Source organism: Streptomyces sp. NPDC052773 (assembly GCF_044547145.1).
Taxonomy (GTDB): Bacteria; Actinomycetota; Actinomycetes; order Streptomycetales; family Streptomycetaceae; genus Streptomyces.
In genome coordinates this window covers 340,013-365,168 of record NZ_JBITZX010000002.1, presented here as the reverse complement: position 1 = coordinate 365,168, position 25,156 = coordinate 340,013, and the positions used below count along the sequence as shown (strand labels likewise).

23 protein-coding genes are annotated in these 25,156 nt (G+C 74.0%); 14 read left to right on the top strand and 9 right to left on the bottom strand.

The features are described from left to right. Nucleotides 1–167: 167 nt before the first annotated feature. Nucleotides 168–1,355: a 4-hydroxybenzoate 3-monooxygenase gene (locus ACIG0D_RS06705; RefSeq protein WP_399796730.1), complete on the top strand. Its 1,188-nt coding sequence runs from the start codon at nucleotides 168–170 to the stop codon at nucleotides 1,353–1,355. Between the two features lie 42 nt (nucleotides 1,356–1,397). Here ACIG0D_RS06705 and ACIG0D_RS06700 read toward each other — a convergent pair whose 3' ends face one another. Further along, nucleotides 1,398–3,191 (bottom strand): thiamine pyrophosphate-requiring protein, encoded by a 1,794-nt coding sequence (locus tag ACIG0D_RS06700; protein WP_399796729.1) that lies wholly within the window; start codon nucleotides 3,189–3,191, stop codon nucleotides 1,398–1,400. A gap of 253 nt (nucleotides 3,192–3,444) precedes the next feature. Here ACIG0D_RS06700 and ACIG0D_RS06695 point away from each other — a divergent pair, with 253 nt between their 5' ends. From ACIG0D_RS06695 to ACIG0D_RS06685, 3 genes are all read left to right on the top strand, one after another. Beyond that, complete coding sequence (locus ACIG0D_RS06695) at nucleotides 3,445–4,434, top strand: hypothetical protein (RefSeq protein ID WP_399796727.1); 990 nt, start codon at nucleotides 3,445–3,447, stop codon at nucleotides 4,432–4,434. A gap of 248 nt (nucleotides 4,435–4,682) precedes the next feature. Next, the gene (locus tag ACIG0D_RS06690) at nucleotides 4,683–5,930 is read left to right on the top strand and encodes an aminotransferase class I/II-fold pyridoxal phosphate-dependent enzyme (protein WP_399796726.1); all 1,248 of its coding nucleotides are present in this window, start codon (nucleotides 4,683–4,685) and stop codon (nucleotides 5,928–5,930) included. After that, nucleotides 5,927–6,979, top strand: a complete 1,053-nt coding sequence (locus tag ACIG0D_RS06685; protein WP_399796724.1) for an MBL fold metallo-hydrolase — start codon at nucleotides 5,927–5,929, stop codon at nucleotides 6,977–6,979. The genes ACIG0D_RS06690 and ACIG0D_RS06685 overlap by 4 nt, the downstream gene beginning before the upstream one ends. Before the next feature lie 46 nt (nucleotides 6,980–7,025). Here ACIG0D_RS06685 and ACIG0D_RS06680 read toward each other — a convergent pair whose 3' ends face one another. Together ACIG0D_RS06680 and ACIG0D_RS06675 are read right to left on the bottom strand one after the other, a co-directional pair. Further along, nucleotides 7,026–7,652, bottom strand: coding sequence for a DedA family protein (locus ACIG0D_RS06680; protein ID WP_399796722.1), 627 nt, complete (start codon nucleotides 7,650–7,652; stop codon nucleotides 7,026–7,028). Then, nucleotides 7,649–8,422 carry an MBL fold metallo-hydrolase gene (locus tag ACIG0D_RS06675; RefSeq protein WP_399796720.1) on the bottom strand — a complete coding sequence of 258 codons (774 nt, stop codon included), beginning with the start codon at nucleotides 8,420–8,422 and terminating at the stop codon, nucleotides 7,649–7,651. The genes ACIG0D_RS06680 and ACIG0D_RS06675 overlap by 4 nt, the downstream gene beginning before the upstream one ends. A gap of 83 nt (nucleotides 8,423–8,505) precedes the next feature. Here ACIG0D_RS06675 and ACIG0D_RS06670 point away from each other — a divergent pair, with 83 nt between their 5' ends. From ACIG0D_RS06670 to ACIG0D_RS06645, 6 genes are all read left to right on the top strand, one after another. Next, nucleotides 8,506–8,922, top strand: coding sequence for a hypothetical protein (locus ACIG0D_RS06670; RefSeq protein ID WP_365761162.1), 417 nt, complete (start codon nucleotides 8,506–8,508; stop codon nucleotides 8,920–8,922). A gap of 215 nt (nucleotides 8,923–9,137) precedes the next feature. Beyond that, nucleotides 9,138–11,342 (top strand): phage holin family protein, encoded by a 2,205-nt coding sequence (locus ACIG0D_RS06665; protein ID WP_399796719.1) that lies wholly within the window; start codon nucleotides 9,138–9,140, stop codon nucleotides 11,340–11,342. A gap of 136 nt (nucleotides 11,343–11,478) precedes the next feature. After that, the gene (locus tag ACIG0D_RS06660) at nucleotides 11,479–12,861 is read left to right on the top strand and encodes an amino acid permease (protein ID WP_399796718.1); all 1,383 of its coding nucleotides are present in this window, start codon (nucleotides 11,479–11,481) and stop codon (nucleotides 12,859–12,861) included. Between the two features lie 108 nt (nucleotides 12,862–12,969). Beyond that, nucleotides 12,970–13,398 (top strand): OsmC family protein, encoded by a 429-nt coding sequence (locus tag ACIG0D_RS06655; RefSeq protein ID WP_399796717.1) that lies wholly within the window; start codon nucleotides 12,970–12,972, stop codon nucleotides 13,396–13,398. A gap of 229 nt (nucleotides 13,399–13,627) precedes the next feature. After that, nucleotides 13,628–14,965, top strand: a complete 1,338-nt coding sequence (locus tag ACIG0D_RS06650; RefSeq protein ID WP_399796716.1) for a hypothetical protein — start codon at nucleotides 13,628–13,630, stop codon at nucleotides 14,963–14,965. Nucleotides 14,966–14,971: 6 nt separating this feature from the next. After that, a complete protein-coding gene (locus ACIG0D_RS06645) occupies nucleotides 14,972–15,745 on the top strand; it encodes a glycerophosphodiester phosphodiesterase family protein (protein ID WP_399796714.1) in 774 nt (257 codons plus the stop codon). A 64-nt stretch (nucleotides 15,746–15,809) separates the two neighbouring features. Here the strand turns inward: ACIG0D_RS06645 and helR are convergent, their stop codons facing one another. The 4 genes from helR to ACIG0D_RS06625 all read right to left on the bottom strand — a co-directional run bounded on the left by helR (nucleotide 15,810) and on the right by ACIG0D_RS06625 (nucleotide 20,435). Continuing rightward, a complete protein-coding gene (helR, locus tag ACIG0D_RS06640; protein ID WP_399796713.1) occupies nucleotides 15,810–17,987 on the bottom strand; it encodes an RNA polymerase recycling motor ATPase HelR in 2,178 nt (725 codons plus the stop codon). A gap of 138 nt (nucleotides 17,988–18,125) precedes the next feature. Then, nucleotides 18,126–18,617, bottom strand: a complete 492-nt coding sequence (gene narJ, locus ACIG0D_RS06635; protein ID WP_399796711.1) for a nitrate reductase molybdenum cofactor assembly chaperone — start codon at nucleotides 18,615–18,617, stop codon at nucleotides 18,126–18,128. Nucleotides 18,618–18,763: 146 nt separating this feature from the next. Then, complete coding sequence (locus ACIG0D_RS06630; protein ID WP_399797077.1) at nucleotides 18,764–19,579, bottom strand: SAM-dependent methyltransferase; 816 nt, start codon at nucleotides 19,577–19,579, stop codon at nucleotides 18,764–18,766. Beyond that, entirely contained in the window at nucleotides 19,572–20,435 is an 864-nt protein-coding gene (locus ACIG0D_RS06625; RefSeq protein ID WP_399796710.1) for a helix-turn-helix domain-containing protein, read from the bottom strand. Before ACIG0D_RS06625 ends, ACIG0D_RS06630 begins: the two co-directional genes overlap by 8 nt. 252 nt (nucleotides 20,436–20,687) lie before the next feature. Here ACIG0D_RS06625 and ACIG0D_RS06620 point away from each other — a divergent pair, with 252 nt between their 5' ends. Then, nucleotides 20,688–21,113, top strand: coding sequence for a hypothetical protein (locus ACIG0D_RS06620; protein ID WP_399796708.1), 426 nt, complete (start codon nucleotides 20,688–20,690; stop codon nucleotides 21,111–21,113). Here the strand turns inward: ACIG0D_RS06620 and ACIG0D_RS06615 are convergent. Further along, complete coding sequence (locus ACIG0D_RS06615) at nucleotides 21,095–21,925, bottom strand: helix-turn-helix domain-containing protein (RefSeq protein ID WP_399796706.1); 831 nt, start codon at nucleotides 21,923–21,925, stop codon at nucleotides 21,095–21,097. The genes ACIG0D_RS06620 and ACIG0D_RS06615 overlap by 19 nt on opposite strands. Before the next feature lie 29 nt (nucleotides 21,926–21,954). Between ACIG0D_RS06615 and ACIG0D_RS06610 the strand changes: the two genes are divergently transcribed. From ACIG0D_RS06610 to ACIG0D_RS06600, 3 genes are all read left to right on the top strand, one after another. After that, nucleotides 21,955–23,046: an ADP-ribosylglycohydrolase family protein gene (locus tag ACIG0D_RS06610; protein WP_399796704.1), complete on the top strand. Its 1,092-nt coding sequence runs from the start codon at nucleotides 21,955–21,957 to the stop codon at nucleotides 23,044–23,046. 189 nt (nucleotides 23,047–23,235) lie between these two features. Further along, nucleotides 23,236–23,541, top strand: a complete 306-nt coding sequence (locus ACIG0D_RS06605; RefSeq protein WP_399796702.1) for a 4a-hydroxytetrahydrobiopterin dehydratase — start codon at nucleotides 23,236–23,238, stop codon at nucleotides 23,539–23,541. A gap of 7 nt (nucleotides 23,542–23,548) precedes the next feature. Next, a complete protein-coding gene (locus ACIG0D_RS06600; protein ID WP_399796701.1) occupies nucleotides 23,549–24,352 on the top strand; it encodes a class I SAM-dependent methyltransferase in 804 nt (267 codons plus the stop codon). Here the strand turns inward: ACIG0D_RS06600 and ACIG0D_RS06595 are convergent. Further along, entirely contained in the window at nucleotides 24,318–25,094 is a 777-nt protein-coding gene (locus ACIG0D_RS06595; RefSeq protein WP_399796699.1) for a PASTA domain-containing protein, read from the bottom strand. The genes ACIG0D_RS06600 and ACIG0D_RS06595 overlap by 35 nt on opposite strands. Nucleotides 25,095–25,156 lie beyond the last annotated feature (62 nt).

Here is a 25,156-nt window from a genome sequence, read left to right as displayed (position 1 = left end):
TCGGGATGGGCTGAACGCTGGGGCGTGGCCGGACCCGCGCGCGTGCGGGGCAGGGTGTTGACACCCGGCGCACGGCCGAAGAGACTGCGGCCAGCGATGGTGAAGAATACTTCACTATACGAACACGCGCAAACGTAACCCGGTTACCCAGTGAAAGGGGCTGCGCCATGGCGTACCCGAGCCGCACCCGAGTGGGCATCGTCGGCGCCGGACCCGCGGGGCTGCTGCTCGCCCGCCGGCTGTACCGGCAGGGCATCGACTGCGTCGTCCTCGAGAGCAGGGACCGCGCCTACGTCGAACAGCGCCAGCGCGCCGGGATCCTGGAACAGGGGACCGTGGACGCCCTGCGCGAGGCGGGCGCCGCGGACCGCCTCGACCGCGAGGGCCTGCCGCACGACGGCATCGAACTGCGCTTCGCCGGCCGCGCCCACCGCGTCGACTTCCCGTCACTGACCGGCGGTCGCCGGGTGTGGGTCTACGCCCAGACCGAGGTCGTCAAGGACCTCATCGCCCTCCAGCTCAAGGAGGGCCCGCCGCTGCTCTTCGAGGCGCGGGCGCACGCCGTCGAGGGCGCCGACACCGACAGCCCCGTCATCCGCTACACCCACGCGGGCCGCGAACACACCCTGACCTGCGACTGGGTCGTCGGCTGCGACGGCTATCACGGGGTGACCCGGCGTGCCGCCCCCGAGGGCGCCCTCACCACGTACGAGCGCACCTACCCGTACTCCTGGTTCGGCATCCTCGCCGACGCCCCGCCCGCCTACGACGAGCTGATCTACGCCCACTCCGACCGCGGCTTCGCCCTCGCCAGCATGCGCTCTCCGCAGGTCAGCCGCCTCTACCTCCAGGTGCCCAACGGCACCGACCCCGCCGACTGGTCCGACGAGCGGATCTGGGACGAACTCGACGAGCGCCTGGCCGCCGCCGGCACCCGCACCCTGAACCGCGGCCCCATCACCGCCCGCTCGGTTCTCCCCATGCGCAGCTCGGTCACCGAGCCCATGCGCTACGGCCGTGTCCTGCTCGCCGGCGACGCCGCCCACATCGTGCCGCCCACCGGCGCGAAGGGACTCAACCTCGCGGCGGCCGACGTGGTCGTCCTGGCCCGCGCCTTCGGCCACCTGCACACCACCGGCTCGACCGCGCTCCTCGACGCCTACTCCGACACCTGTCTGCGCCGGGTCTGGCGCGCGGAGCACTTCTCGTGGTTCATGACCACCACGCTCCACACCGACCCGGCGCAGTCCGCCTTCGACACCCGCCTCCAGCTCTCCCAGCTGGACCGGATCACCACGTCCCCGCACGCGGCGGCGGAACTCGCCGCCAACTACGCGGGCCTGCCCCTGGGATGAACCCACGGGGCGCGGCGGTTCCCGCCCGCCGGGACGGGACGGTCACTTCTTGGTGCGCCCCGGCAGGAACTCCTGCATCTTCGCCTTGAACCCCTGCTTCACCACCGACCCGCGGTCCGCGTCGCCCTTCAGGATCGACGCGGCCGTGGCCTCCATCTGCTCCCAGGTGGCGTGCGGCGGGATCGGCGGTACGGCGGGATCGGTCAGGAACTCCACCACCGCCGGCCCGTCCGCCTCCAGCGCGGCCCGCCAGCCCGCCTCCACGTCCTCCGGCTTCTCCACCCGGATCCCGGTCAGGCCGAGCGAGCGGGCGAACGCGGCGTACTGCACGTCCGGCAGCTCCTGCGAGGGAAGGAAGGACGGCGCCCCGCCCATCGCCCGCAGCTCCCAGGTGACCTGGTTCAGGTCGTGGTTGTTCCACACGCCGATCACCAGCCGGGGGTCCTCCCACCGGTCGCGGTACTTCGCCGCCGTGATCAGCTCCGCCATGCCGTTCATCTGCATCGCCCCGTCCCCGACCAGCGCGATGGCGGGCCGGTCCGGATGCGCGAACTTGGCACCGATCACATACGGCACCCCGCAGCCCATGGTCGCGAGCGTCCCGGACAGCGAGCCGCGCATCCCCGGCCGCATGGTCAGGTGCCGCGCGTACCAGTTCGCCGTCGACCCCGAGTCCGAGGTGACGATCGCGTTGTCCGGCAGCAGCGGGTCCAGGGCGCGGGCCACGTACTCCGGGTTGATCGGGTCGGCGCTCAGCGCCGCGCGCCGCTCCATCACCTCGCGCCAGCGGCGGACGTTGTCGCACACCGTGTCGAACCACTCGCGTCCCCGCCCGGACTCGATCAGCGGGATCAGCCGCTCCAGCGTCGCCTTCGCGTCTCCGACCAGGTTCACCTCGTACGGGTAGCGCATCCCGACCATGTGCGGATCGATGTCGATCTGCACGCCCCGCGCCTTGCCGAACTCCGGCAGGAACTGCGAGTAGGGGAACGAGGAGCCGATGGTCAGCAGCGTGTCGCAGTCCCGCATCAGTTCGTACGACGGACGGGTGCCCAGCAGCCCGATCGAGCCGGTGACATACGGCAGTTCGTCGCTCAGCACGTCCTTGCCGAGGAGCGCCTTGGCGACGCCCGCGCCCAGTAGCTCGGCGATCGTCTCCACCTCGGCCCGCGCCCCCGCCGCGCCCTGGCCGACCAGGATCGCCACCTTGTCACCGGAGTTCAGGATCTCCGCGGCCCGTCGCACCGCGTCGTCCGACGGCACCGCGGTCCACGCGCTGCGGTCCAGGCTGGACGGCACCATCTTGAAGTCGTGCGTCGGCGGCGTGTACTCGAGCTCCTGCACATCCCCCGGGACGATGACCGCCGTGGGGCAGCGGCGCGCGTACGCGGTGCGGATCGCCCGGTCCAGCACGTTCGGCAGCTGCTCCGGCACGGTCACCGTCTCCACGAACTCCGAGGCGACGTCCTTGAACAGCGTGTGCAGGTCCACTTCCTGCTGGTACGAGCCGCCCATCGCGGTCCGGTGGGTCTGGCCGACGATCGCCAGCACCGGCACATGGTCGAGTTTCGCGTCGTACAACCCGTTGAGCAGGTGGATCGCCCCCGGCCCCGACGTGGCCACGCATACGCCGAGACGGCCGCTGAACTTGGCGTAGCCGACCGCCTGGAACGCGGACATCTCCTCGTGCCGGGACTGGATGAAACGGGGCCGGTTCTCCGCGCGGCCCCAGGCGGCGAGCAGACCGTTGATGCCGTCGCCGGGGTAGCCGAAGACGTGCTCCACGTCCCACTCGCGCAGCCGTTCGAGGATGTGGTCGGAGACGAGGGTGCTCATCGAGTGACCTCCCGGGTGACGTGGCCGTTGGGTGCCGAGTCACCTCACGGGCGGGGGGAAAACTTCCCGGGCAGCGGTGCCCCGGGGTCGCCGTGTCGGGAGTCCTGTGTGGTGGGCGTCTTCACCCCGATGGCCGCGCGGTTCCCGCGAATGGGGGTCGGCCGCGCGCGGCACCAGTGCCCAGCGGATGTGATGGCTGCGTGTCTGTCGTCGCCGTGGTGGGAGTCGAGTCGTGCGTCGTGCCGCTCGTGTCGTGTCCGTAGTCGTCCTGGCCGGATCCGCGGTCGGCGGAGGTGCCGCCGGCGCCCTCGCGGAACCGGCCGCCGAGGTCAGCCCCAGCCAGGCCGCACCCGGCGCCACCGTCACCGTCTCGGTGACCTGCGACCCGCTCGGCGGCGCCGCGCCCGACACCATCGAGGCCACCTCCATGGCCTTCGAGGACGGGCTCGCCGAGCTGCGGCTGGTCTCCGGAAAGGACGACAAGACCAGCCCTGCCGTCTACCGGGGCACCGCGCGGATCGCCCTCCCGGAGGACTTCGAGGACGGTGAGTCCGTCGGCGGCGAGCCGGTCGGGGACGAGCCTGTCGGGGACGAGTCCGTGACGGGTGAGGAGGCCGGGGACGTGCCCCCACCGGGGGAGGACAGCGCGAGCGAGCCCGCAGCCGGGGAACCGGAGGCCGAGGAGCCGGTAGTCGAGGAGCCGGTGGCCGAGGAGCCGGTGGTCGACGAGCCCGCGTCCGGTGAGCCCGCGTCCGGTGAGGACCCCGCAAACGGACCCGCCACGGACGAGGACGCCACGGACGCGGACGCCACGGACGCGGACGCCACGCTCGCGGACACCGCGGGGGAAGACGGCGCGGTCGAGGACACCACGGCCGGGCACGCCACGGCCAAGGACTCCGCGTGGACCGTCGACGGCACCTGCCCGGCCGCGTCCGGCGCGGAGGGCAAGCCCTGGAGTGCCACCTTCACCGTGCCCGCGAGCGGCAGCGGCGGTCGCGAGGGCGGCAGCGACGGCAGCGGAGGCGGCAGCAGTGGCGCGGTGCACAGCGCCACGCCCTGTCCCGACCCCAAGGACCCCGGCTGCGGCACGGCGGTCGTGCAGCGCGGGGTACGCGCCGGGGCGGGCGGTGCCTTCGGCGTGTCCGTGCCCGCCCTGGTCGTGGGCGGACTGCTGATCGCGGGCGCACTCGGCGCCGCCGCGCACCGGCTGTACGGCAAGGCTTCCGGAACCGACGGCTGACCCGGTGGTGCGCTGGGTACGCAGTAGCCCGGGAACACGGCAACGACGACCCGCACCACCCACGGACCGGGGAGCGAACCACGACGGAACACGACGGAACGGCGAACGGAACGAGTAACGGGACGGCGCACGGAACGAGTGACGGAACGGCGAACGGAACCGCGAACGCAGCGACGAACGGGACGACCGACGGAACGACGAACGGGACGGCGATACGACACGACGCCCACGGCAGCGCGGAGGACCCCATGCGGCGGACGGCCCCGGAAGACCACGGCCCCGTCCGCTACGGGCCGCCCGCGCCCGACGACGGGCTGCCCGTGCTGCCCGAACTGGGCGCCGTGCTCGCCGCGGCGGCGGACCGCGGCGGCGCGGAACCGGTCGGCGGCGGCCCGACCCTGCTGGAGGCCGGCTGCGGCTACTGGGCGCGCCGGGGACTCGCCACCACGCCCGAGCACACGGTGGCCGCGCCGGGCGCGCCCGCCGTCCTGCTCGCGCTGACCGCCGCGCTCGGCGGTGACGTACTGGTGCCACGGCCCTGCGCGGCCTGGTGGGCGCCGTATGCTCGCCTGCTCGGCCGACCCGTCTTCCATGTGGCGACCCCCGCCGAGTGCGGCGGCGTACCCGATTCGTACGCCCTGCTGGAGACCGTGCGCCGGGTGCGCGCCGAGGGCGGCGACCCCCGGCTGCTGGTGCTGTCGGTCGCCGACGACCCGACGGCCACGGTGGCGCCGCCGGAGGTGATGCACGAGGCCATCGAGGCCGCCGAGGGGGAGGGGCTGCACCTGGTCAGCGACGAGACCTGGCGCGACACCCTGCACGACCCGCACGACACCGTGCTGTTCAGCCCCGCCGAGATGCTGCCCGAGCGGGTCACCGTCGTCACCGACCTGGCCGGCGCGCTGCTGCCGCCCGGCTGGCCGGCCGCGCTCGCCCGGTTCCCCGCCGGAGCTGTCGGGGACGACCTCCGCGCGCGCGTGCTCGACGTCCTCACCGCGCTCGGCGCCCGCGTCGCCGGGCCGGTCGCCGCCGCGGCGGCCTACGCCCTCGCCGAACCCGAACCGGTCACCGCGCGGACCACGGCCGCCGTACGCCTCCACGCGCGCGTGGCCGACGCCATGCACCGCGCGGTCGCCGCCGCGGGCGCGCTATCCCTGCCGCCGCGCGCCGGCCGCCATCTGTACGCCGATCTCGGGCCGTTGAAGGCCGGTCTCGCCGCGCACGGCGTGACCGACGCCCAGGAACTGGAGGACTTCCTCTCCGCCCGGCTCGGCATGCCCGCGCCCGGCGGCCACCGCTTCGGCGACGACCTGGGCGCCCTGCGGGTCCGGCTGTCCACCGGCGCCCTGCTGGGCGGCTCGGACGCCGACCGCGCGGAATGCCTCCGTTCCCCCACGCCGTTGGAACTGCCACACGTGCAACGGTCGTTGATCACCCTGAGGTCGGTCTTCGACGGCCTCCGTGACGACGCTCAGCGATGGGAGCCTCCTCGATGACGCAGCAGTCCGAGTCGACCACGAGCCCGACGGTTCCGGAGAGCGCCGACCCGGCCGCCGCACCCCTCGCCCCACCCTTCCCACCGCTCGCCGAACCGCGCCCGCTCGGGGAGCGCAGAGTCTGGCCGCGCGCCTTCCACGACCGGCTGACCGCGCCCCTGCCCGGCATCAAGGCGCTCGCCCGCTTCGCCCGCGAGGGCGCCGTACGGCCCGGCAAGGAGGGCCTGGCGGACATTCCCCGGCTGCCGTACGAGCCCGGACCGCTGCCCCGCGTGGACGCCCGCACCGTCGCCGTCACCTGGGCCGGGCACGCCAGCTGGGTGGTGCGGATCGGCGGGCTCACCGTGCTCACCGACCCGGTCTGGTCCCGCCGCATCATCGGCACCCCCGAGCGGATCACCCCCGTCGGCGTGGACTGGGAGGCGCTGCCCCGCGTGGACGCCGTCGTCATCAGCCACAACCACTACGACCACCTGGACGCCCCGACGCTGCGCCGACTCCCGCGCGAGACCCCGGTGTTCGTCCCGGCCGGCCTCGGCCTCTGGTTCCGCCGCCGGAAGTTCACCACCGTCACCGAGCTGGACTGGTGGGAGGCGTCCGAACTGGGCGGTGTGCGCTTCGACTTCGTCCCCGCCCACCACTGGTCCAAGCGGACCCTGACCGACACCTGCCGCTCCCTGTGGGGCGGCTGGGTGCTCACCGCGCCCGACGGCAAGCGGGTCTACTTCGCGGGCGACACCGGCTACGGCCACTGGTTCTCCCGCATCGGCCGCCGCTACCCCGGCATCGACCTCGCCCTCCTTCCCATCGGCGCCTACGACCCCCGCTGGTGGCTCAGCGACGTCCACTGCGACCCCGAGGAGGCCGTCCGCGCCGCCCAGGACCTGGGCGCCGCCCGCATGGCCCCCATGCACTGGGCGACCTTCGTGCTGTCCGCCGAACCCGTCCTGGAACCCCTGACCCGCGTCCGCGCGGCCTGGGAGAAGGCGGGCCTGGACCGGGCGGACCTGTGGGACCTGCCGGTAGGGGCGTCGAGGGTCCTGGAGTAGCCCCCACACACAACGGCCCCCGCGGAAGCCGCTCAGCCGGATCCGCTCACGCCGCCCCCGCCCCCCGCACCCGCCGCCACACGCCCGGCACCGCGCTGATCAGCAGGGTCAGCGCGACCGCCGCCACCACGCCCTCCCAGGGCTCGGGGAAGAGGGAGCCGCCGAGGATGCCGATGAGCTGGTACGTCACCGCCCAGGCGAGACACGCCGGGAGGTTGCCCCGGACGAAGCGGCGCAGCGGCCACTCGGCGACCAGGCAGGCCAGCATCACCGGCAGCCGCCCGGCCGGCACCAGCCGGGACAGCACGAGCACGGCCACACCGTGCGCGGCCAGTTTCTCCTGCGCCCGCGCCAGCCGGTCCTCCGGCGCGCGCGTCCGGATCGCCCCGAGCCACCGCGAGCCGTTCTTCGACTTCATCCCGCGGCGCCCCAGCCAGTACAGCGCGATGTCCCCGCAGAAAGCGGCCGTCGCCGCCGTCACGAACACCAGCGCCAGCGAGAACGGCGCGGTCTGATGGAACGCCACCACCGCCGCGCCGCTGACCAGCGCCCCCGTCGGCACCACCGGCACCAGAGCCCCGACCAGTACCAGCAGGAACAGCGTCGGATAACCGATCGCCTGCTGGGTGGTCTCGGGCGCCACCGTCGTCGACGCGGCCCCCAGCCAGCTCACCGGGCGACCTCCGGACGGACGCTCTCCCCGTGCCGCAGCCGGTGCACCACCACACCGGGCGCCCGCCGGGCGGCCAGCCGGACGAACTCGTCGCCGGGCGCGTGGAACTCGTGCGGGCGCACCGCGTCCATGCCGATCGGCCAGTACGTGCCGTAGTGCACCGGCACCGCGCTGCGCGGCGCCAGCCGGGCCAGCGCCTGCGCCGCCCGCCCCGCGTCCAGATGCCCCTCGCCGAGGTACGGCCCCCAGCCGCCGACCGGCAGCAGCGCCACGTCGACCGGCCCGACCTCCTCGGCCATCGAGTTGAACAGCCCCGTGTCCCCGGCGAAGTAGGTGCGCGCCTCGCCCTCGACGACGTACCCCAGCGCGGGGGAGCGGTGCCGGCCGAACGGCAGCCGCCGTCCGTCGTGCAGCGCCGGGACGGCCCGTATCAGGAGGTCACCCACCGTCACCCGGTCGCCGGGCGCCACTTCCGTCACGCGCAACCGCGTGAGCCGGCGCAGACCCGGCACCGCACGGAGTGCGCCCCGGGGCACGAGCAGGCGCGTGCCCGGCGCGAGCCGCGCAAGCGACGGCACGTGCAGATGGTCGGCGTGCAGATGCGACACCACGGCGACGTCCGCGCGCCACGCGCCCGGCGGCGGCAGCGCCCCGCACCGGCGCCGCAGGTGCGCGAGCCGGCGTGCGAACAAAGGATCGGTGAGCACGCGTACGTCCGAATCCTCGACCGTGCAGGTGGCGTGACCCCACCAGGTGATCTCCACCGGCACCTCTTTGCCTCCTTCACGCGACTCCCCGAAGCCTACGGGCAGGAGTAGGGTCGGCGGCGAAACCCTGAGGTGAGGGGGACGCCATGGGAGAAGCAGGCCCCGGGCCGGTCCGCGTCACGGCGATCGCCAGCCTGACGCCGCTGCAGGAGCTGGAGATCGACCCCTTCCTGGTGGACTCCCGCGGCCAGCACGCGATGTGCGCCCGCTGGGCCGCCGAGCACGGCTATGTCGTCACCCGCGAACTCCTGGTGCGCAAACTCCGCGCGGACCACTGCCTGCTGTGGGACGGGGTGCGCCCCGGCTGCGACGTCTTCGTCGCCCCGAGCCGCCGCGTCCTCGAGTCCGCCCTCGCCGACGTCGAGGAGTTCACCGCCGAGTGCGCCCGGCGCGGCGTGCGCGTCGAGACCGTGGGCCGCGCGGAGCCCTTCTACGACGCCCAGATGAAGGCCCGGGTCCACCGCAGACTGTCCATGCCGACGGCAGGCTACGACGGGCGGTAGCGATCGGGTCGGCCGAGCGCACGCACGCGCCGGGATCCGGACGCGCCGGCCTCCGCGCGGGAGAGACGACCCCGCCCGGCTCCGCGCGGGAGAGACGACACCGCCGGGCTGCGGGGGGCGGGGGGACATGACACCGCCGGGCTCCGCGCGGGCGGTATGACACGCTGGGGGCGGGCCCGTGCCGACGGCGGGCCGGGACGTGAGGTGTACGGGGAGTGCGTGCGGGGCGTTGGCGGCGGGTGGCGAGTCAAGTCGGGCGGAGCGTCGCCGTATGGGCGGTCAGTACGGTCACCATGCTGGTGCTCGCCGGCATCCTGCCGGACTTCCGGCTGCGGTCGGAGGACGGGGACAGCGCCACCGACATCGCGGTGACCGCCGCGTTCGGCGCGGGCGCCTTCGGTCTGCTCTCGGCGCTGGTGTGGCCGCTGCTCGTCCGCCTGCTGCTGCTGGTGCCCGCGCTGGTCCTCGGGCTGCTGGTGTTCGCCCTCAACGGGGCGCTGCTGCTGCTCGCGCTGCGGCTGAACCCGGGGGAGCGGGGCGCCGCCGCGCCGGAGACGGCGGTCGTGGTGGCCGCCGTGATGTCCGCGGTCGCCTCCGCCACCGGCGCCGCGCTCGCGGTGCGCGACGACGACGCCTACCGGCGCCGGCTGTACCGCCTCGCCGACCGCCGCCGCAGAAGGCTGCCGCCCGGCCCCGCCACCCCCGGCACCCTCTTCCTGCAACTCGACGGCGTCGGCCACGACGTGCTCCTCGACGCCGTCGGCAAGGGCCTGATGCCGACGGTCGCCCGCTGGCTCGGCACCGGGACCCCCGGCACCCCCGGCACCGGCACCGGCGAGGGACCCCGCCCCGCCCGCCCCACCCACCGTCTCACCCCCTGGCGCACCGACTGGTCCAGCCAGACCGGCGCCAGCCAGCTCGGCATCCTGCACGGCAGCACCTTCGACGTGCCCGCCTTCCGCTGGTACGAGAAGGACACCCAGGAGGTGATGGTCAGCAACCGCCCCACCAGCGCCGCCGAACTCCAGCGCCGCGCCGTCCGGCGCACCGGCGACGGCGGGCTGCTCACCGTGGACGGCGCCAGCCGCGGCAACCTCTTCGGCGGCGGCGCCGACGAACAGGCCCTGGTGCTGTCCATCGCCACCCGGCGGCGCAGCCGCGAGAACCGCTCCCGCGCCGGCTACTTCGCCTACTTCTCCGACCCGGCCAACGCCGTGCGCACCGCCCTGTCCTTCGTCGCCGAGGCCGGCCGCGAGATCGGCCAGTCCACCCGCTCCCGGCTCCGCAAGGAGCGCCCGCGCGTCTCCCGCGGCGGCCTCTACCCGTTCATCCGGGCCTTCGCCACCGTCGTCGAACGGGACGTCGTCGTCGCCGCCGTCGTGGGCGACATGCTCGCCGGGCGCACCGCGATCTACGCCGACCTGGTCGCCTACGACGAGGTCGCCCACCACTCCGGGCCGTTCAGCCGGGACGCCGAGCAGGTGCTCCAACGCCTCGACCGGGCGCTCGCGCTGATCGAGAAGGTCGCCGAGCACGCCCCCCGCCCGTACCGGATCGTCGTCCTCTCCGACCACGGGCAGAGCCCCGGCGAGACCTTCCGCGCCCGCTACGGCCTCACCCTCGGCGACCTGGTGCGGGCCGGCTGCGGCCTGCCCGTGCCGCGCCGGGCGCAGCGCACGCACAGTGGCGCCGAGGCGCGCGCCGCGGTCCGGGCCGCGCTGCGCATCCCGGTCGAGGAGGGCGCCGAGGAGCGCCGCCCCGCCCGCCGCTTCGAGCCCGTCGTGCTGGCCTCCGGCAACCTCGGCCTGGTCTCCTTCCCGGACGTGCCGCACCGGATGAGCAAGGAGGAGATCGACGCCCGCCACCCGGCGCTGCTGCCCACCCTTGCCAACCACCCCGGCATCGGCTTCCTGCTGGTGCGCAGCGAGGAACACGGCGGCGTGGTGCTCGGCGCGCACGGCGTCGAGATCCCGGTGGACGAGCTGGACGACGACCACCCCGGCCCCCTCGCCGCGTTCGGCCCGGGCGCCGCCGCGGTGGTGCGCCGCACCCACACCTTCCCGCACGCCCCCGACATCATGATCAACTCCGCCTACGACCCGGCCGACGGGGAGGTCCTCGCCTTCGAGGAGCAGATCGGCTCGCACGGCGGCCTCGGCGGCGCCCAGAGCAAGCCGTTCCTGCTGTCCCCGCTCGCCCTGTCCGCGCCCGCCCCGGACGGCACCGAGATCGCCGGCGCCGAGCACGTCCACCGGGTGCTGCGCCGCTGGCTGAGGGAGGCGGACGGCCCTCAGGTGCCGGTGGACCGGATGCCGGCGGAGCAGGTGGACCGGGTACCGATGGACGATTCCCGGTCCGAGGCCCTCGACGACGCACCTTTTGCGGTCCCGGACCCCGCCGTGCAGGACAAAACCGCGTGATTTGGAACCGCTCGAACCGGTGACCGACCATGGGCGGTCGTCCGGCGATCCCGGACAGCCGATCACCCCGGACATCCGGTCATCCCGGACGGCCCGGTGACCCGGACACCAGCACGACGAGAGGCGCACCACCCCCATGCACGACACCGGGACCGTCCAGGCTCCGGCCCCGCAGGCGACCGCACCCATGGCCGCCGCGGCCCCCGAGAAGCACACCCGGCGCTTCGGGCTCCCCGTCGCCACCGCCCTGGTCATGGGCAACATCATCGGCGGCGGCATCTTCCTGCTCCCGGCCGCCGTCGCCCCCTTCGGCACCGTCAGCCTGGTCGCGTTCGCCGTCCTGACCGCCGGCGCGATCGCCCTGGCCCTGGTCTTCGGCCGGCTCGCCCGCCGCGACCCGCGCACCGGCGGCCCGTACGTCTACGCCCGCGAGGCCTTCGGCGACTTCGCCGGCTTCCTCGCCGCCTGGGCGTACTGGATCACCACCTGGGTCTCCAACGCGGCGCTCGCCGTCGCCGCCGTCGGCTACCTCGACGTGCTGATCCCGGTGAACGACCACGCGTGGACCGCCTGCCTCGCCGCCCTCGTCATCCAGTGGCTGCCCGCCCTGTCCAACTTCGCCGGCTCCCGGTACGTGGGCGCCGTCCAGCTCGTCTCCACCGTGCTGAAGTTCGCGCCGCTGCTGCTCGTCGCGGTCGGCGGGCTGTTCTTCTTCGACGCCCGCAACCTCGGCCCGTTCAACGCGAGCGGCGACGGCACCCTCGGCGCGCTCTCCGCGTCCGCCGCGATCCTGCTCTTCTCCTACCTGGGCGTCGAGTCGGCCGCGGTCAGCGCCGGCGAGGTCCGCGACCCGCGCCGCAACGTGGGCCGCGCCACCGTCATCGGCACCCTCGGCGCCGCCCTCGTCTACCTGCTCGGCACCTTCTCCGTCTTCGGCACCGTCGCCCACGACGAGCTGGTCGACTCCACGGCCCCCTTCTCGGACGCCGTCAACGCCATGTTCGGCGGCTCCTGGGGCGGCTGGGCCGTCGCGCTCGCCGCACTGGTGTCGATGACCGGCTGCCTCAACGGCTGGACCCTGCTCAGCGCCCAGACGCCGTACGCCGCCGCGCGCGACGGCCTGTTCCCCGCCACGTTCACCCGCAAGCGGCGCGGCGTGCCCACGGTCGGCGTCGGCGTCACCGTCGTCCTGGCCTCCCTGCTGACCGTCTACAACTACACGGCAGGCTCCGCGCGGGTCTTCGAGATCCTGGTCCTGGTCACCACCTTCACCGCGACCGTGCCGTACCTGCTGGCGACCGCCGCGCAGATCTTCCACCTGGTCCGCGGCGAGCACGAGAAGGTGAACCGGGCCCGGCTGCTGCGCGACGCGGTCCTCGCCGCCGTCGCCTTCGGCTTCTCCCTGTGGCTGGTCGCGGGCGCCGGATACGCGGCCGTCTACCAGGGCGTGCTGTTCCTGTTCGCGGGCGTGCCCGTCTACGCCTGGCTGGCCGCCCGCCGGCAGCGCGCCGCCGCCTGAGCGCGGAGTCGCCGGCCCGATCTTCCTCGTGCGGTGCGCCGGAGTGTGATCGGATGGTGTCCGTCAACCCGGATCCGTCCGAACCGGGACCGTACGAAAGGAATGAACGTGGCCACCACGCGCTCCGCACACACTGTCTGGGAAGGCAACCTGCTCGAGGGCAACGGGGTCGTCACCTTCGACTCCTCCGGCGCGATCAACGAGCAGCCGGTGACCTGGGCCGCCCGCACCCAGGAGCCGGGCGGCAAGACCAGCCCGGAGGAGCTGATCGCCGCCGCCCACTCCAGCTGCTTCTCGATGGCGTTCTCGCACGCCCTCGCCCAGGCCGGCACCCCGCCGACCAGGCTGGTCACCTCCGCCGACGTCACCTTCCAGCCGGGTGAGGGCATCACCGGCATCCACATCACCGTCGAGGGCACGGTGCCGGGCCTCGACAACGACGCCTTCGTCGCCGAGGCCGAGAAGGCCAAGGTCAACTGCCCGGTGAGCCAGGCCCTGAAGGCGGTGCCGATCACGCTCACGGCGAAGCTCGCCTGACGGCTCGCCCGTCTCACGGCATGCTGACGCGGGCCGCCCCTCCCCGGCGGGGGGCGGCCCGCGCGGTTCACAGTGACAGGGCAGGGGGTATCAACGCCCTGCGCCGAGTGGGGAGGGGATCTTTTCGATGGCGGCGGCGACATCCGGCGGTGCGGGGGCATCCGGCGGTGCGGGAACATCCGGCAGCGCGGGAACATCCGGCGGTGCGGGAACATCCGGCAGTACGGCGGTGCTCGACTCCGCCACCCGGGAACGCACCCGCATCCTGATGCTGTTCAGCCTGGCCGGCCGCATCCGCCCGCGCGACGAGGAGCTGGGCCCCCTCGTCGACCGCTACGACTTCGGCCGCTTCACCCCGCACCTGGTCTCCGGCGCCGCGTTACTGCCCGTACCGGTGCTCACCGAGCGGCTGGAACCGGGCGAGCTGGGCCTGCCGGCCGGTGACCACGGTCTCGCCCTGGACACCGCCGGGATCCTGGTCGTCACCACCCCGCGCGGCGACGCCACCCTGCTCCTGGACTGCGAGTTCGCCGGGCACACCTCGCCCGGGGCCATCGCCGCCTGGCTCGCCGACACCTGCTTCGACCGCGACCGGATCACTCTCCGCGGCCGTCCGCTGCTCGACGTGCTCACCGAGCGGCTGGGCCTGGACATCCCCCTCGTCTTCGGGCAGAACGTCCACCAACTCGTCTTCCCAGGCGGCCGGTTGCTCACCGACCTGCTCACCGCCGCCGCCGAGGGCGGCCCCGACCTGTTCGGCCCGCTCAACGAGATCGTCTACCGCGGCAAGATGGCGAACGGCCTGAGCGTGCCGCCGAATCTGAGGAACCAGGGCGCGATGGTCTCCGCGCACGGCCGCGGCGTCTCCGTCCAGGCCGGCTGGGCCCCGCACGTGGAGAACGGCCTCGCCCTGGTCGCCACCGGCATGATCTCCGCGCTGGCCGTGCTGCAACGCACCCGGCTGGCCGCGTTCGCGATGATGCGCGCCAACGAACAGGCCGCCGCCGACTCCCCGCAGAACATCCGCTCCCTGATCTCCCGGCTGTCGGCAGGCGTCAACGAACTCCAGCTCGACCTGGCCTTCGGCGTGGAGGCCTACGTCGACAGCCTGCTGATCCCGGAGATGCTGATGGAGGGCTTCCAGTCCTCCCTGCGGGACGCGCTCGGCATCCGCGACAGCCTGGACAACTCGGCCCGCATGGTGGAGCGTCTCACCTCCGTCATCAACGCCCGCTCCGCCGCCCTCGACGCCGCCCTCGCCGAACGCGACGAGGCCCGCGACCGCACCATCTCCGGCCTGGTCGCCGTCGCCACCCTGATCGCCCTGCCGCCGACGCTGCTGCTCGCGTTCTTCGGCGTGAACGGCACCAACGTCGACGAGGACCGCTCCATCCTCGACCTCGGCAGGTACGGCGTGGCCTATCTGCTGGCCTGGCTGCCCTTCATCATCCTGGTGGTGATCGGCTACCTGCTGCTCAGACGGGCCGGCCGCTCGGGAGAGCTGCTCTCCCAGCCCGACGACGGACCCCTGCCCGTCCCCGCACCACGCACGACCTCCGGGAGCTGACCGCCCATGACCCGACGCCCCGCCGTCTCCGCCCACCGCGGCGGATCCGAGACCTTCGGCCCCGCCACCCGGCAGGCGTACGAGGACGCGCTGCGCACCGGTGCCGAGTACGCCGAGTTCGACATCCGCCGCACCGCCGACGGCGTCCTCGTCGTCTACCACGACCCCCGGGTCCGGCACACCGGCCCGCTGCTCAGCGAGCTGACCCACGCCGAGCTGTGCGAACGCGCCGGCTACCCGGTGCCCGTCGTGGACGAGGTGATGGAGCTGATCGCCGGGAAGCTGATCGGGCACCTGGACCTGAAGGAGACCGGCTACGAGGGCGACGTCATCGACCGGGCGATCGACCTGCTCGGCGAGGACGGCTTCGTCGCCACCACCCTGGAGGACCGTTCCGTCGCCGCGATCACCCGCGCCTACCCCCGGGTGAAGACCGCGCTGTCCCTCGGCCGGGACCGCAAGGAGATCGGCGCGGCCCGGTTCACCGCGACCCGGCTCAGCGAACTGTTCCCGATGCGCCGGGTCCGCGCGTGCGGCGCGCACGGGGTCGCCGTGCACCAGCGGCTCGCCCGCGCCAACGTGCTGCGGGAGGCCGCCCGCAACGGCCTGTTCACCATGGTGTGGACCGTCAACGACGACACCGCGATGCGCGGCTTCCTCGCCGACCCGCGCGTGGACGTGCTGATCACCGACCGGCCCCGCCGCGCCCTCGAACTGCGCGGCGAACCCCCGGAGGCAGACGGGCGCGACACCCCCGCCGCCGAGTCCTCCCGCCCCTGACGGCCCGGTGCCCCGCGCCCCGCCGCCGGCCGAGGCGCGGCGGGACGCGGGGCGCGTGGCGCGCTCACGGGCGCGTGAGCACGACCAGCTGCCGGGTCGCCCGCGTCATCGCGACATAGCGGTCGACCGCTCCGGCGACACCCGTGCCGAAGTCCTCCGGCTCGACCAGGACCACCAGGTCGAACTCCAGCCCCTTCGCCAGCTCCGGCGTCAGCGACCGCACCCGGGGCCGCTTCCGGAACGTGGGGTCGCCGATGACACAGGCGGTCCCCTCCGCGTGCTCCGCCAGCCACGCGCCGACCACCGACTCCAGGTCCGCGACGGACCCGTGGACGACCGGGACACCGCTGCCGCGCACCGACACCGGCACGTTCGCGTCCGGGAGCGCGGCCCGGATCACCTGCTCGGCCTCCGCCATGACCTCGCGGGGCGTGCGGTAGTTGATGCTCAGCGAGGCCGTCTCGATCCGGTCGAACCCGACCCGTTCGAGCCGCTGACGCCACGACTCGGTGAACCCGTGCCGGGCCTGGGCGCGGTCCCCGACGACGGTGAAGCTCCGGGACGGGCAGCGCGCCAGCAGCATCTGCCACTCCGCGTCGGTCAGTTCCTGCGCCTCGTCCACGACGACGTGCGCGAACGGCCCGGCGAGCGGGTCGGCCGCGGCGGTGGGCAGTTCCGACTCGTCGACCAGGCTGACCCGGGCGTCCTCGCCCCGCAGCATGGTCACCAGACCCTCGCCGTCGTCACCGTCGGCACCGGAGGCGGACGCGGCCTCGATCAGGTTGTCGACGACCTGCGTCATCCGCTCGCGCTGGGCGGCGAGGGCGGCCTCCTGCCGGCGCTTGTGCCGGGCCGCCTCCGGGTCGCCGAGCCGCTGCCGCGCCGCGTCCAGCAGCGGCAGGTCGGACACCGTCCAGGCCCGGGGCTCGGCGCGTTGCAGCCTGCGCACCTCCTCGCGGCCGAGCCAGGGCGCGCACAGCCGCAGATAGGCGGGCACCGACCACAGGTCCCCGACCAGGTCGGCCGCCTCGATCAGCGGCCACGCCCCGTGCAGGGCGGCGACCAGCTCCCGGTCGCGCCGCAGCGCCGCGCGGAACACGCCGGGCTCCACGTCGGCGCCGAGCCTGTCCAGCAGGATCGCGGCCAGCTCGTCCCAGATCTGCTCGCGCGCCTCGTTGTGCGGGGTGCCGGGCGCGGGCGCGTCGAACGCGTCGGCCCAGTCGTCCGCGGTCACCTCCACGTCGCCCCAGTCGGTGGTGACCGTCATCGCCTCGCCGGGCGGCTCCTCGTAGAACCGGACGGCCTTCTCGATCGCCCGCACCATGTCCGCGGACGACTTCAGCCGGGCCACCTCCGGATCGCTCTCGACCCCGGCCGTGGCGCCCTCGGGGACGAGGTCCCGCACGGTGCAGGTCCGCACGCCCTCCTCGCCGAGGCTGGGCAGGACGTCGGCGACGTACGCCAGATAGGGCTGGTGCGGGCCGACGAACAGCACGCCTCCCCGGCGGTGCCCGAGGCGGGGGTCGGAGTACAGCAGATAGGCGGAGCGGTGCAGCGCGACGACGGTCTTGCCGGTGCCGGGGCCGCCGTCGACGACCAGAGCGCCACGGGACCCGGCCCGGATGACGGCGTCCTGGTCGGCCTGGATGGTGGCGAGCACGTCCCGCATCCGGGCCGAGCGGCTGCCGCCGAGACTCGCGATGAACGCGGACTGGTCGTCGAGCGCGGCGTGCCCTTCGAACCCGTCGGCGGCGAACACCTCGTCCCAGTAGTCGCTGACCCGGCCGTCGGTCCAGCGGTATCTGCGGCGGCTGACCAAGCCCATCGGGTCGGCGTGGGTCGCCGCGAAGAACGGCTCGGCGGCGGGGGAGCGCCAGTCGACCAGCAGCCGCCGCCCGGCGGGGTCGGTGAGGCCGAGCCGTCCGATGTAGAGGGGCTCGGGGTCGTCGGCACGGACGATGTGCCCGAGGCACAGGTCCAGCCCGAACCGGCGCAGGGCCCGCAGGCGGCCCGTCAGCCGGTGGATCTCCACGTCCCGGTCCAGGGCCTGCCGGCCCAGCCCGCCGGGCGACCGGCGGACCTCGTCGAGACGGTCGGACAGTTCGGCGATCGCCTGCTCCAGGGCCGCCGCGATGGCCGCGAAATGCCGCTCGTCGCGGGCGATCAGCGCCGGGTCGGCCTTCGCGGCCAGACGATCGGGAAGGTCGAACGCGCTGTTGGACGTCGACAAGAAGGTGCGCACTTCGTGAAACTCCCATTCCCGCAGGTTCCGGCTGAGGCCAGCGATTCTGCGGGACGCAGGGGGCCTTGCGGCAAGCCCCCCGGTGCGCTATAGGTTGAGAGTGGCAAGGGGTGGGGGTCGTCGTTTGCCTCGCCCGGGTCAACCCTCCCCGGTGGACACCCCCGGCAGCGTGGCGCACACCGCGTCGAGGACGCACGCGTACGGGGTGCCGAACTCGGTGAGCCCCGAACGGAGTTGTTCCAGCGCCTCGCGGTGCTCCGTCAGCAGAGCGATGTCCCCGGTGCGGGCCGTGAACTCCAGCACCGCCGGCAGGAAGTCCGGCAGCTCCTCACCACTAAACTCCAACCCATGCGCGCGGTAGACGTCCCCGAAACGCACCGGCGACCTCCCGCGCCGCCCGGTGTCCCCGTCCCGCCACCGGCTCAGATGCAGGCTGTGCCGGCTCCCGGAGTCGAAGACCCGCACATAGTGCGCGGCCAGCTCGTCCGCCGGGGTGAGGACCGCATGGTCGGTGAACTCCCGCAGCTGCGGCGCCGCTTCACGCAGCAGCGGCAGCCGGGCACGGAAGTCGTGGTCGGGATAGGTCAGGCAGAGCGCCGCCGCCTGGTACAGCACCGCGTCCGAGGGCATCACACCTCCCGCGCGTCGTCGCGGGTCTGCCGACGGCGGGATGTCGTCCGTGTCTCCGTCACCTGCGCTCCCTTGCTCACCAGGTCCCTTCGAACCTAGGGGCGGGCAGGGCAGCGCGCCCGCCCGCGGGGGCCGTACCGGTGACGTCAGGGCTTGCGTGCCACCCCCGCGTACACCGGCACGATGCCCTCCGCCTGCGCCGCCACGTCCTCCGCCTCCGGACGCCAGCCGTGCACCGGGATCAGGCCCGGCCCCAGCAGCTCCAGACCGTCGAAGAAGCGCGCGAACTCGGCCAGCGAGCGGGGGAAGAACGGCGTACCCGTGCGGCGGAAGTTCTCCGCGGCCTGCGCGATCGCCTCCGGGTTCAGGTCCGGGGTGACCTGGGACAGGATCAGGTAACTGCCCGGGGCCAGCGCGTCGACGTACCGCGCGAGCAGCCCGTACACGTCGTCACCGTCCGGGTCGGCGTCCAGGTAGTGGGTGAGCGCCACCAGCGACAGCGCCACCGGCCGGGTGAGGTCCAGAGTCTCGGCGGCCCGCTCCAGCAGCGCGTCCGCGTCCCGCACGTCGGCGTGCACATACGCGGTACGGCCCTCCGGAGACCCGTACAGCAGCGCCTCCGCGTGCCGCAGCACGATCGGGTCGTTGTCCGCGTACACCACCCGGCTCTCCGGCGCGGTCTCCTGCGCCACCTGGTGCAGATTCGGCTCGGTGGGGATGCCGGTGCCGATGTCCAGGAACTGGCGGATCCCCGCCTCGGCGACCGTGCGCACCGCGCGGTGCATGAACCGGCGGTTCGCACGCGCCCCGCGCACCACCGTGCCGTCCACGGCGAGGATCCGGCGGGCCAGCTCCTCGTCCACCGGGTAGTTGTCCTTGCCGCCCAGCCACCAGTCGTACACCCGCGCCGGATGCGGCCGGCCGGTGTCGATACGGGCGCTCTGCTCGTCCTGCTCAGTAATCCCCACGGCACTCCTGAAGGATCTTCTTCGTACGCCGCGCCGACGCGGCGTGCGCGGTCATGTGGTCCAGCACCTCCAGGTGCGCCGAGACCTCCGCACGGGAGTCCAGATACAGCGCGCCCGTCAGATACTCGGTGAACACCATGTCCGGCAGCTCCGGCTCGGCGAACCGGAACAGCGCGAACGGTGCGTACGTCCCCGGATGCGGGCCGGCGGCGAACTCCGCGACCTGGAGGGTGATCCGGTCGCTCTCGACGGCCTCCAGCAGCCGGTCCAACTGCCCGCGCATCACCTCGGGGCGGGTGGACACCGGGCGCCGCAGCACCGTCTCGTCCATGATCACCCACAGGTGCGGCGGGTTCGGGCGGCGCAGCAGCTCCTGCCGGGCCATCCGCAGCGACACATGCCGCTCCAGCGACGGCCGGTCCGTCTGCCCGATCGTCCCGGCCTCCAGCACGGCCCGCGCGTACTCCTCGGTCTGGAGCAGACCGGGCACGAAGTGCGGCTCGTAGGATCGGATCAGCCGGGCCGCGCCCTCCAGGGACACGAACAGGCTGAACCAGTCCGGCAGCACATCGTGGAACCGCTGCCACCAGCCCGGCTGGTTCGCCTCCTCGGCCAGCGTGACGAACGCGGCGGCGTCGTCCTCCGGCACCCCGTACGCGTCGAGCAGCAGCTGCACGTACGGGATCTTCAGCGCGACCTCGGCCATCTCCATCCGGCGTACCGTCGCCGGGGCGACCCGCAGCACCCGCGCGGCGTCCTCGCGGCTCAGCCCGGCCGCCTCCCGCAGTTCCTGCAACCGTTTGCCCAGCACCACCTGGCCCACGGTGGGCGCCGGCCGCCGCTCACTCACGCCACGCCTCCCCTACGCGCCGGAAGTCCGCGAGCAGTCTGTCATGTTCCCCGCGCACTCTCACGGGTTCGACGTGCGGTGCCCGGCATCCGAGACGGGCGGCCCCGGCCTCCCACCGCCCGCCCTTACCTCCGGGGTAATCGACCCGGCCCCCGCACCGGCGCGATCGTTGGCGTACCGGGTTCCGGGGCGGCGCACTCCGCCCCGGGACCCGGGTCCCGCACCGACGACCTCGCCGGAGGATGATCCGCCATGTCCGCCACCCAGCTCGCCGCGCTCGCCCGCACCTCCGACCCGCGCACCATGCTCCGCCGCTTCCTGGCCCTCGACGCGGTCGTCACCGGCGCCAACGCCGCCGCCTACCTCGCCGTCTCGGGCCCGCTCGGCGACCTGTTCGACGTCGACGCGCACCTGCTGCTGATCCTCGGCGCGTTCCTCGCCGTGTACGCCGCCGGGGTCGGCCTGCTCGCCTCCCGGCCGCACCCAGCGATCCTGCCCGTGCGCCTGGTCGTGGAGGGCAACCTCGCCTGGGCGGTGCTCAGTCTCCTGGCCCTCGCGCTGTGGCTGACCCCGAGCACCGCCGGCGCGGTGTGGACGGTGCTCCAGGCGCTCACCGTCGCCGGGTTCGCCGCCCTCCAGCACATGGCGCTGAAAGCGCGTCAGGACACCAGCTCCTGAAGGTGCTTGACCGTCGCCGGGTCGGCCGGGAGGAACGTCTCGATGGCCAGCTCGGCGACGGTCACGTCCATCGGCGTGTTGAACGTGGAGATCGACGAGATGAACGACAGGATCCGGCCCTCGTACTCGATCTGCATCGGCAGCGCGAAGTACGGGACCGGCTCATCCGGTTCGGCGTGCGGCGCGGTCTTCGGCACCGGATACGCCGCCACCTCCTCGTACAGCGCGCGCAGCGGCGCCGAGCGGTGCAGCGCGATCTGCCGCTCCATCTGGGCCAGCAGATGCCCCCGCCACTCGCGCAGATTGCGGATCCGCGGCGCCAGCCCCCTCGGGTGCAGCGTCAGCCGCATCGCGTTCAGCGGCGGCGCCAGCAGCTCCTCGGGCACCTCGTCCAGCAGCATGGCGATGCCCCGGTTCGCGGCGACCACGTCGTACATCGCGTCCACCACCAGCGCCGGATACGGCTCGTAGCCGCGGATCAGCCGCTCCATGCCCGCCCGCAGCGCGCCCATCGACGGGTCGTCCAGCGGGGTCTCCGGGTAGTGCGGGGCGTAACCGGCGGCCAGCAGCAGCGCGTTGCGCTCCCGCACCGGCACCTCCAGATGCTCGGCCAGCCGCAGCACCATCTCCTCGCTCGGCCGGGAGCGGCCCGTCTCGACGAAGCTGATGTGGCGGGCGGACGAGTCGGCGCGCAGCGCCAGCTCCAGCTGGCTGATCCGCCGCCGCTCCCGCCAGGCCCGCAGCAACGGGCCGACGCCCTGTCCGGCGGGGGCGGTGACCGGCGAGGACGGCCCGGACGCGAGAATGCTCATGTGTACGACCGTAGTCGAGGAGGCGCCGCGTGAACGAGCTGTCGCAGCAGGGGAACCAGCAGGCACAGGCGGTGTACCGGTCGAGAGTGCGCGGCTGTCTGCTCGGCGGGGCGCTCGGCGACGCCCTCGGCTACCCGGTCGAGTTCAGCTCCCTCGACGCGATCCGCGCCGCCCACGGCCCGCGCGGCGTGACCTCCCTGGTGCCCGACGCCGGCGGTGTCGCCGGCCGGATCAGCGACGACACCCAGATGACCCTGTTCACCGTCGAGGGCATCCTCACCGCCCACCGCCGCGAGCGGGAGAAGGGCATCGGCGGCGCCGCCCACCAGCTGATGTACGAGGCCTACCAGCGCTGGCTGGCCACCCAGGAGCGGCCCGGCCCCGAGGGCCCCTACGCCGCGCACGCCGGCTTCGACCGCCCCCTGCTCGCCGAACCCTGGCTCTACGCCCGCCGCGCCCCCGGCAACGCCTGCCTGTCCGGCCTCCACCAGCCCTACGTCCCGGACGCGGGCGCCCCGCTCGGCGGCTTCGGCCCGGTCAACCCCAACTCCAAGGGCTGCGGCGGCGTGATGCGCTCCGCGCCCTTCGGACTCACCGGCGCCCCCGCCGACCACGCCTTCGACCTCGCCGCGCGCTGCGCCCGCCTCACCCACGGCCACCCCACCGGGTATCTCGCGGCCGGCGCGTTCGCCGCGATCACCGCGTACCTGATCACCGGGGACTCCCTGGAGGGCGCCGTCCTGCGCACCCTGCGGATGCTCGCCGGCCACCCCGGCCACGAGGAGACCACCGCGGCCCTGCGAAAGGCCCTCGACGCGGCCGCCGAGGGCGCACCCAGCGCCGAGCGGCTGGAGAAGCTGGGCGCCGGCTGGATCGCCGAGGAAGCCCTCGCCATCGGCGTCTACGCCGCCCTCGCCGAACCGCACCGGCCCGCCCACGCCCTGCTGCTCGCCGTCAACCACTCCGGCGACAGCGACTCCACCGGCTCCATCTGCGGCAACCTCCTCGGCACCCGCCTCGGCGACGTGGGGCTGCCGCAGGAGTGGGTACGGCAGGTGGAGGGGCGGGAGCGGATCGCGGCGCTGGCGGACGACCTGGCGGCGGAGTGCGCGGCGGGCTGACGGGCGCCGAAGGGAGCCCTGGGCTGACAGGCGCCGAAAGGGGCCGTGGGCGACCGGTGGCGCATATGCCGATGGCCCGTACCCGGCGGCCGAATGCCGCCGCAGCCGCCCCCCGGCGGCCCCTCTGACCAGGACCGGAACCCCGTCCCTGTGGCAGGCTGGACGGGGACCCCCGGAAGGAGCGAGGTCATGGCCGTCGAACCGCTGTCGCCCCAGGAGATCGAGGACCGGCTGGCCGAACTGCCGGGCTGGTCCCTCGACGAGGACCGGCTCACCCGCACCTACCGGCTCGGCTCGCACATCGCCGCCGCCGCGCTGGTCATGCACATCGCCCGGGTGCAGGACGAGCTGGACCACCACTCCGACCTCACCCTCGGCTACCGGAGCGTGACCCTCTCGGTGAACACGCACAGTGTCGGCGGCAAGATCACCGAGCTGGACGTCGACCTGGCCCGCCGCGTGTCCGCCCTCGCCCCGGCCCACGGCGCGGACTGAGCCGGCGGTGCTCGACTACGACAAGGAGGCCGAACACTACGACGCCTCCCGAGGCGGCGAGCCCCGGGCGCGAGCCGCCGCCGAGGGCGTCCTCGGCCTGGTCCCCGACACCGCGCGCAGCCTGCTCGACCTCGCCTGCGGCACCGGCATCGTCACCCGTCGGCTGGCCGCCGCCCGCAGCGGGTTACGGGTGACCGGCGTCGACCTCACCACCGAGATGGTCCGCCGCGCCGCCGCCCGCCTCCCGGGCGCCGTGGTGCGCGCCGACGCCCGCCTACTCCCGTTCCCCGACGGCACGTTCGACGCGGTGACCAGCGTATGGCTGCTGCATCTGCTGCCGGGCCCGGAGGGCGTGCGCGGCGTGGTCGCCGAGTGCGCGCGCGTGCTGCGCCCCGGCGGCGTCTACGTCACCACCGTCGACAAGGCCGCCGCCCACAACGTGGGCAGCGACATCGACGCCGTCCTCGCGGCCCGCCCCCGCATCCGTGCCGTCGACGAGTCGGCGGCCGTCGAGGCGTACGCCGCCGCCCACGGCCTGGTCCCGGCCGGCCGCGCCCGCTTCCGTGGCCGCGGCCAGGGCCGCAGCCCCCGCCGCACCATCGCCGACCTGCGCCGCGGCTGGTTCGTCACCCTGCCGCCCGGCGACCCCCGCGCCGACGTCTTCGCCGAACGCCTGGCCGCCCTGCCCGACCAGGACCGGCCGCGCCCCGATCCGTGGTTCACCCTGCGCGCGTTCAGAAAGCCGGGGGACGCGGCGGCGGGGCGCGGCGCCGGGGCTACGGGCAGGTCTCGCCGAACTTCACCGCGGTGAAGGTGACGGGCCGGCCGTTCAGGGTCTCACCGGCGGCCGGTTGCTGGGTGCAGACCTGCCAGTTCGACTCGACCAGCACCCAGCGTCCCTCCGGCGAGGCGTCCTCGACGGTGAGCGAGGTGCCCGAGTCGAGTGCGCCGCGGGCCGCCTTCACCGACTTGCCGGTGAAGTCGGGCATCTTCCCGTCCCGTGCGGCCGGGGGCTTCTCGTCCTTCGCCGGGCAGTCCTCCGCCAACTTGACGGTACCGAAGTCGAGTTCGGTGTCGGTCGACGCCGACGTGCCGGCCTTCACGTTCTGGCCGCACACCTTCCAGTTGCGGTCGAAGGCCTGCATGCGGTCCCGGCCGAGCGCGTCGTGCGAGGTGAGGTGGAAGAAGCCGAGTTCCTGGGCCTTGTCCTGCGCGGACTGCAGGCCCATGCCCACGAAGTCGGGGACGGTCGCCTTCTCGTCGGCGGCGGCCCGCTCGTCGTCGGTGGCGGGCTTCGCGTCGTCGGCCTTGGCCGGCTCGGCCCCGACCGTCTCCGTGACGGTGACGGTGGGCCGCGGCTCGGCCTTGGCGTCGGCGCTCGTCTTCTCCTGGCCGTTGTCGCCGGAGGAGCCGATGCCGACGCCGACGAAGAAGATCAGGAGCGCGGCCGGGACGGCGATCCGCTTGCGCGCCCATCCCGGCTTGCCGGCCGGCTGCCCAGCCGGTGGTGCGATGAACGTGGGCTGGTCGGCCGGTGGCTCGTTGTGCGACATGTGTACCCCATAGGTCAGTTGGTGCCAGATGACCGTAAGGGGTGGGACGCCCCGGAGGGGCG

Coding starts and splice junctions, on each gene's coding strand:
- ACIG0D_RS06705 (WP_399796730.1), top strand. CDS start 168: ATGGCGTACCCGAGCCGCACCCGAGTGGGCATCGTCGGCGCCGGACCC.
- ACIG0D_RS06700 (WP_399796729.1), bottom strand. CDS start 3,191: ATGAGCACCCTCGTCTCCGACCACATCCTCGAACGGCTGCGCGAGTGG.
- ACIG0D_RS06690 (WP_399796726.1), top strand. CDS start 4,683: ATGCGGCGGACGGCCCCGGAAGACCACGGCCCCGTCCGCTACGGGCCG.
- ACIG0D_RS06685 (WP_399796724.1), top strand. CDS start 5,927: ATGACGCAGCAGTCCGAGTCGACCACGAGCCCGACGGTTCCGGAGAGC.
- ACIG0D_RS06670 (WP_365761162.1), top strand. CDS start 8,506: ATGGGAGAAGCAGGCCCCGGGCCGGTCCGCGTCACGGCGATCGCCAGC.
- ACIG0D_RS06660 (WP_399796718.1), top strand. CDS start 11,479: ATGCACGACACCGGGACCGTCCAGGCTCCGGCCCCGCAGGCGACCGCA.
- ACIG0D_RS06645 (WP_399796714.1), top strand. CDS start 14,972: ATGACCCGACGCCCCGCCGTCTCCGCCCACCGCGGCGGATCCGAGACC.
- narJ (WP_399796711.1), bottom strand. CDS start 18,617: ATGCCCTCGGACGCGGTGCTGTACCAGGCGGCGGCGCTCTGCCTGACC.
- ACIG0D_RS06620 (WP_399796708.1), top strand. CDS start 20,688: ATGTCCGCCACCCAGCTCGCCGCGCTCGCCCGCACCTCCGACCCGCGC.
- ACIG0D_RS06615 (WP_399796706.1), bottom strand. CDS start 21,925: ATGAGCATTCTCGCGTCCGGGCCGTCCTCGCCGGTCACCGCCCCCGCC.
- ACIG0D_RS06605 (WP_399796702.1), top strand. CDS start 23,236: ATGGCCGTCGAACCGCTGTCGCCCCAGGAGATCGAGGACCGGCTGGCC.
- ACIG0D_RS06595 (WP_399796699.1), bottom strand. CDS start 25,094: ATGTCGCACAACGAGCCACCGGCCGACCAGCCCACGTTCATCGCACCA.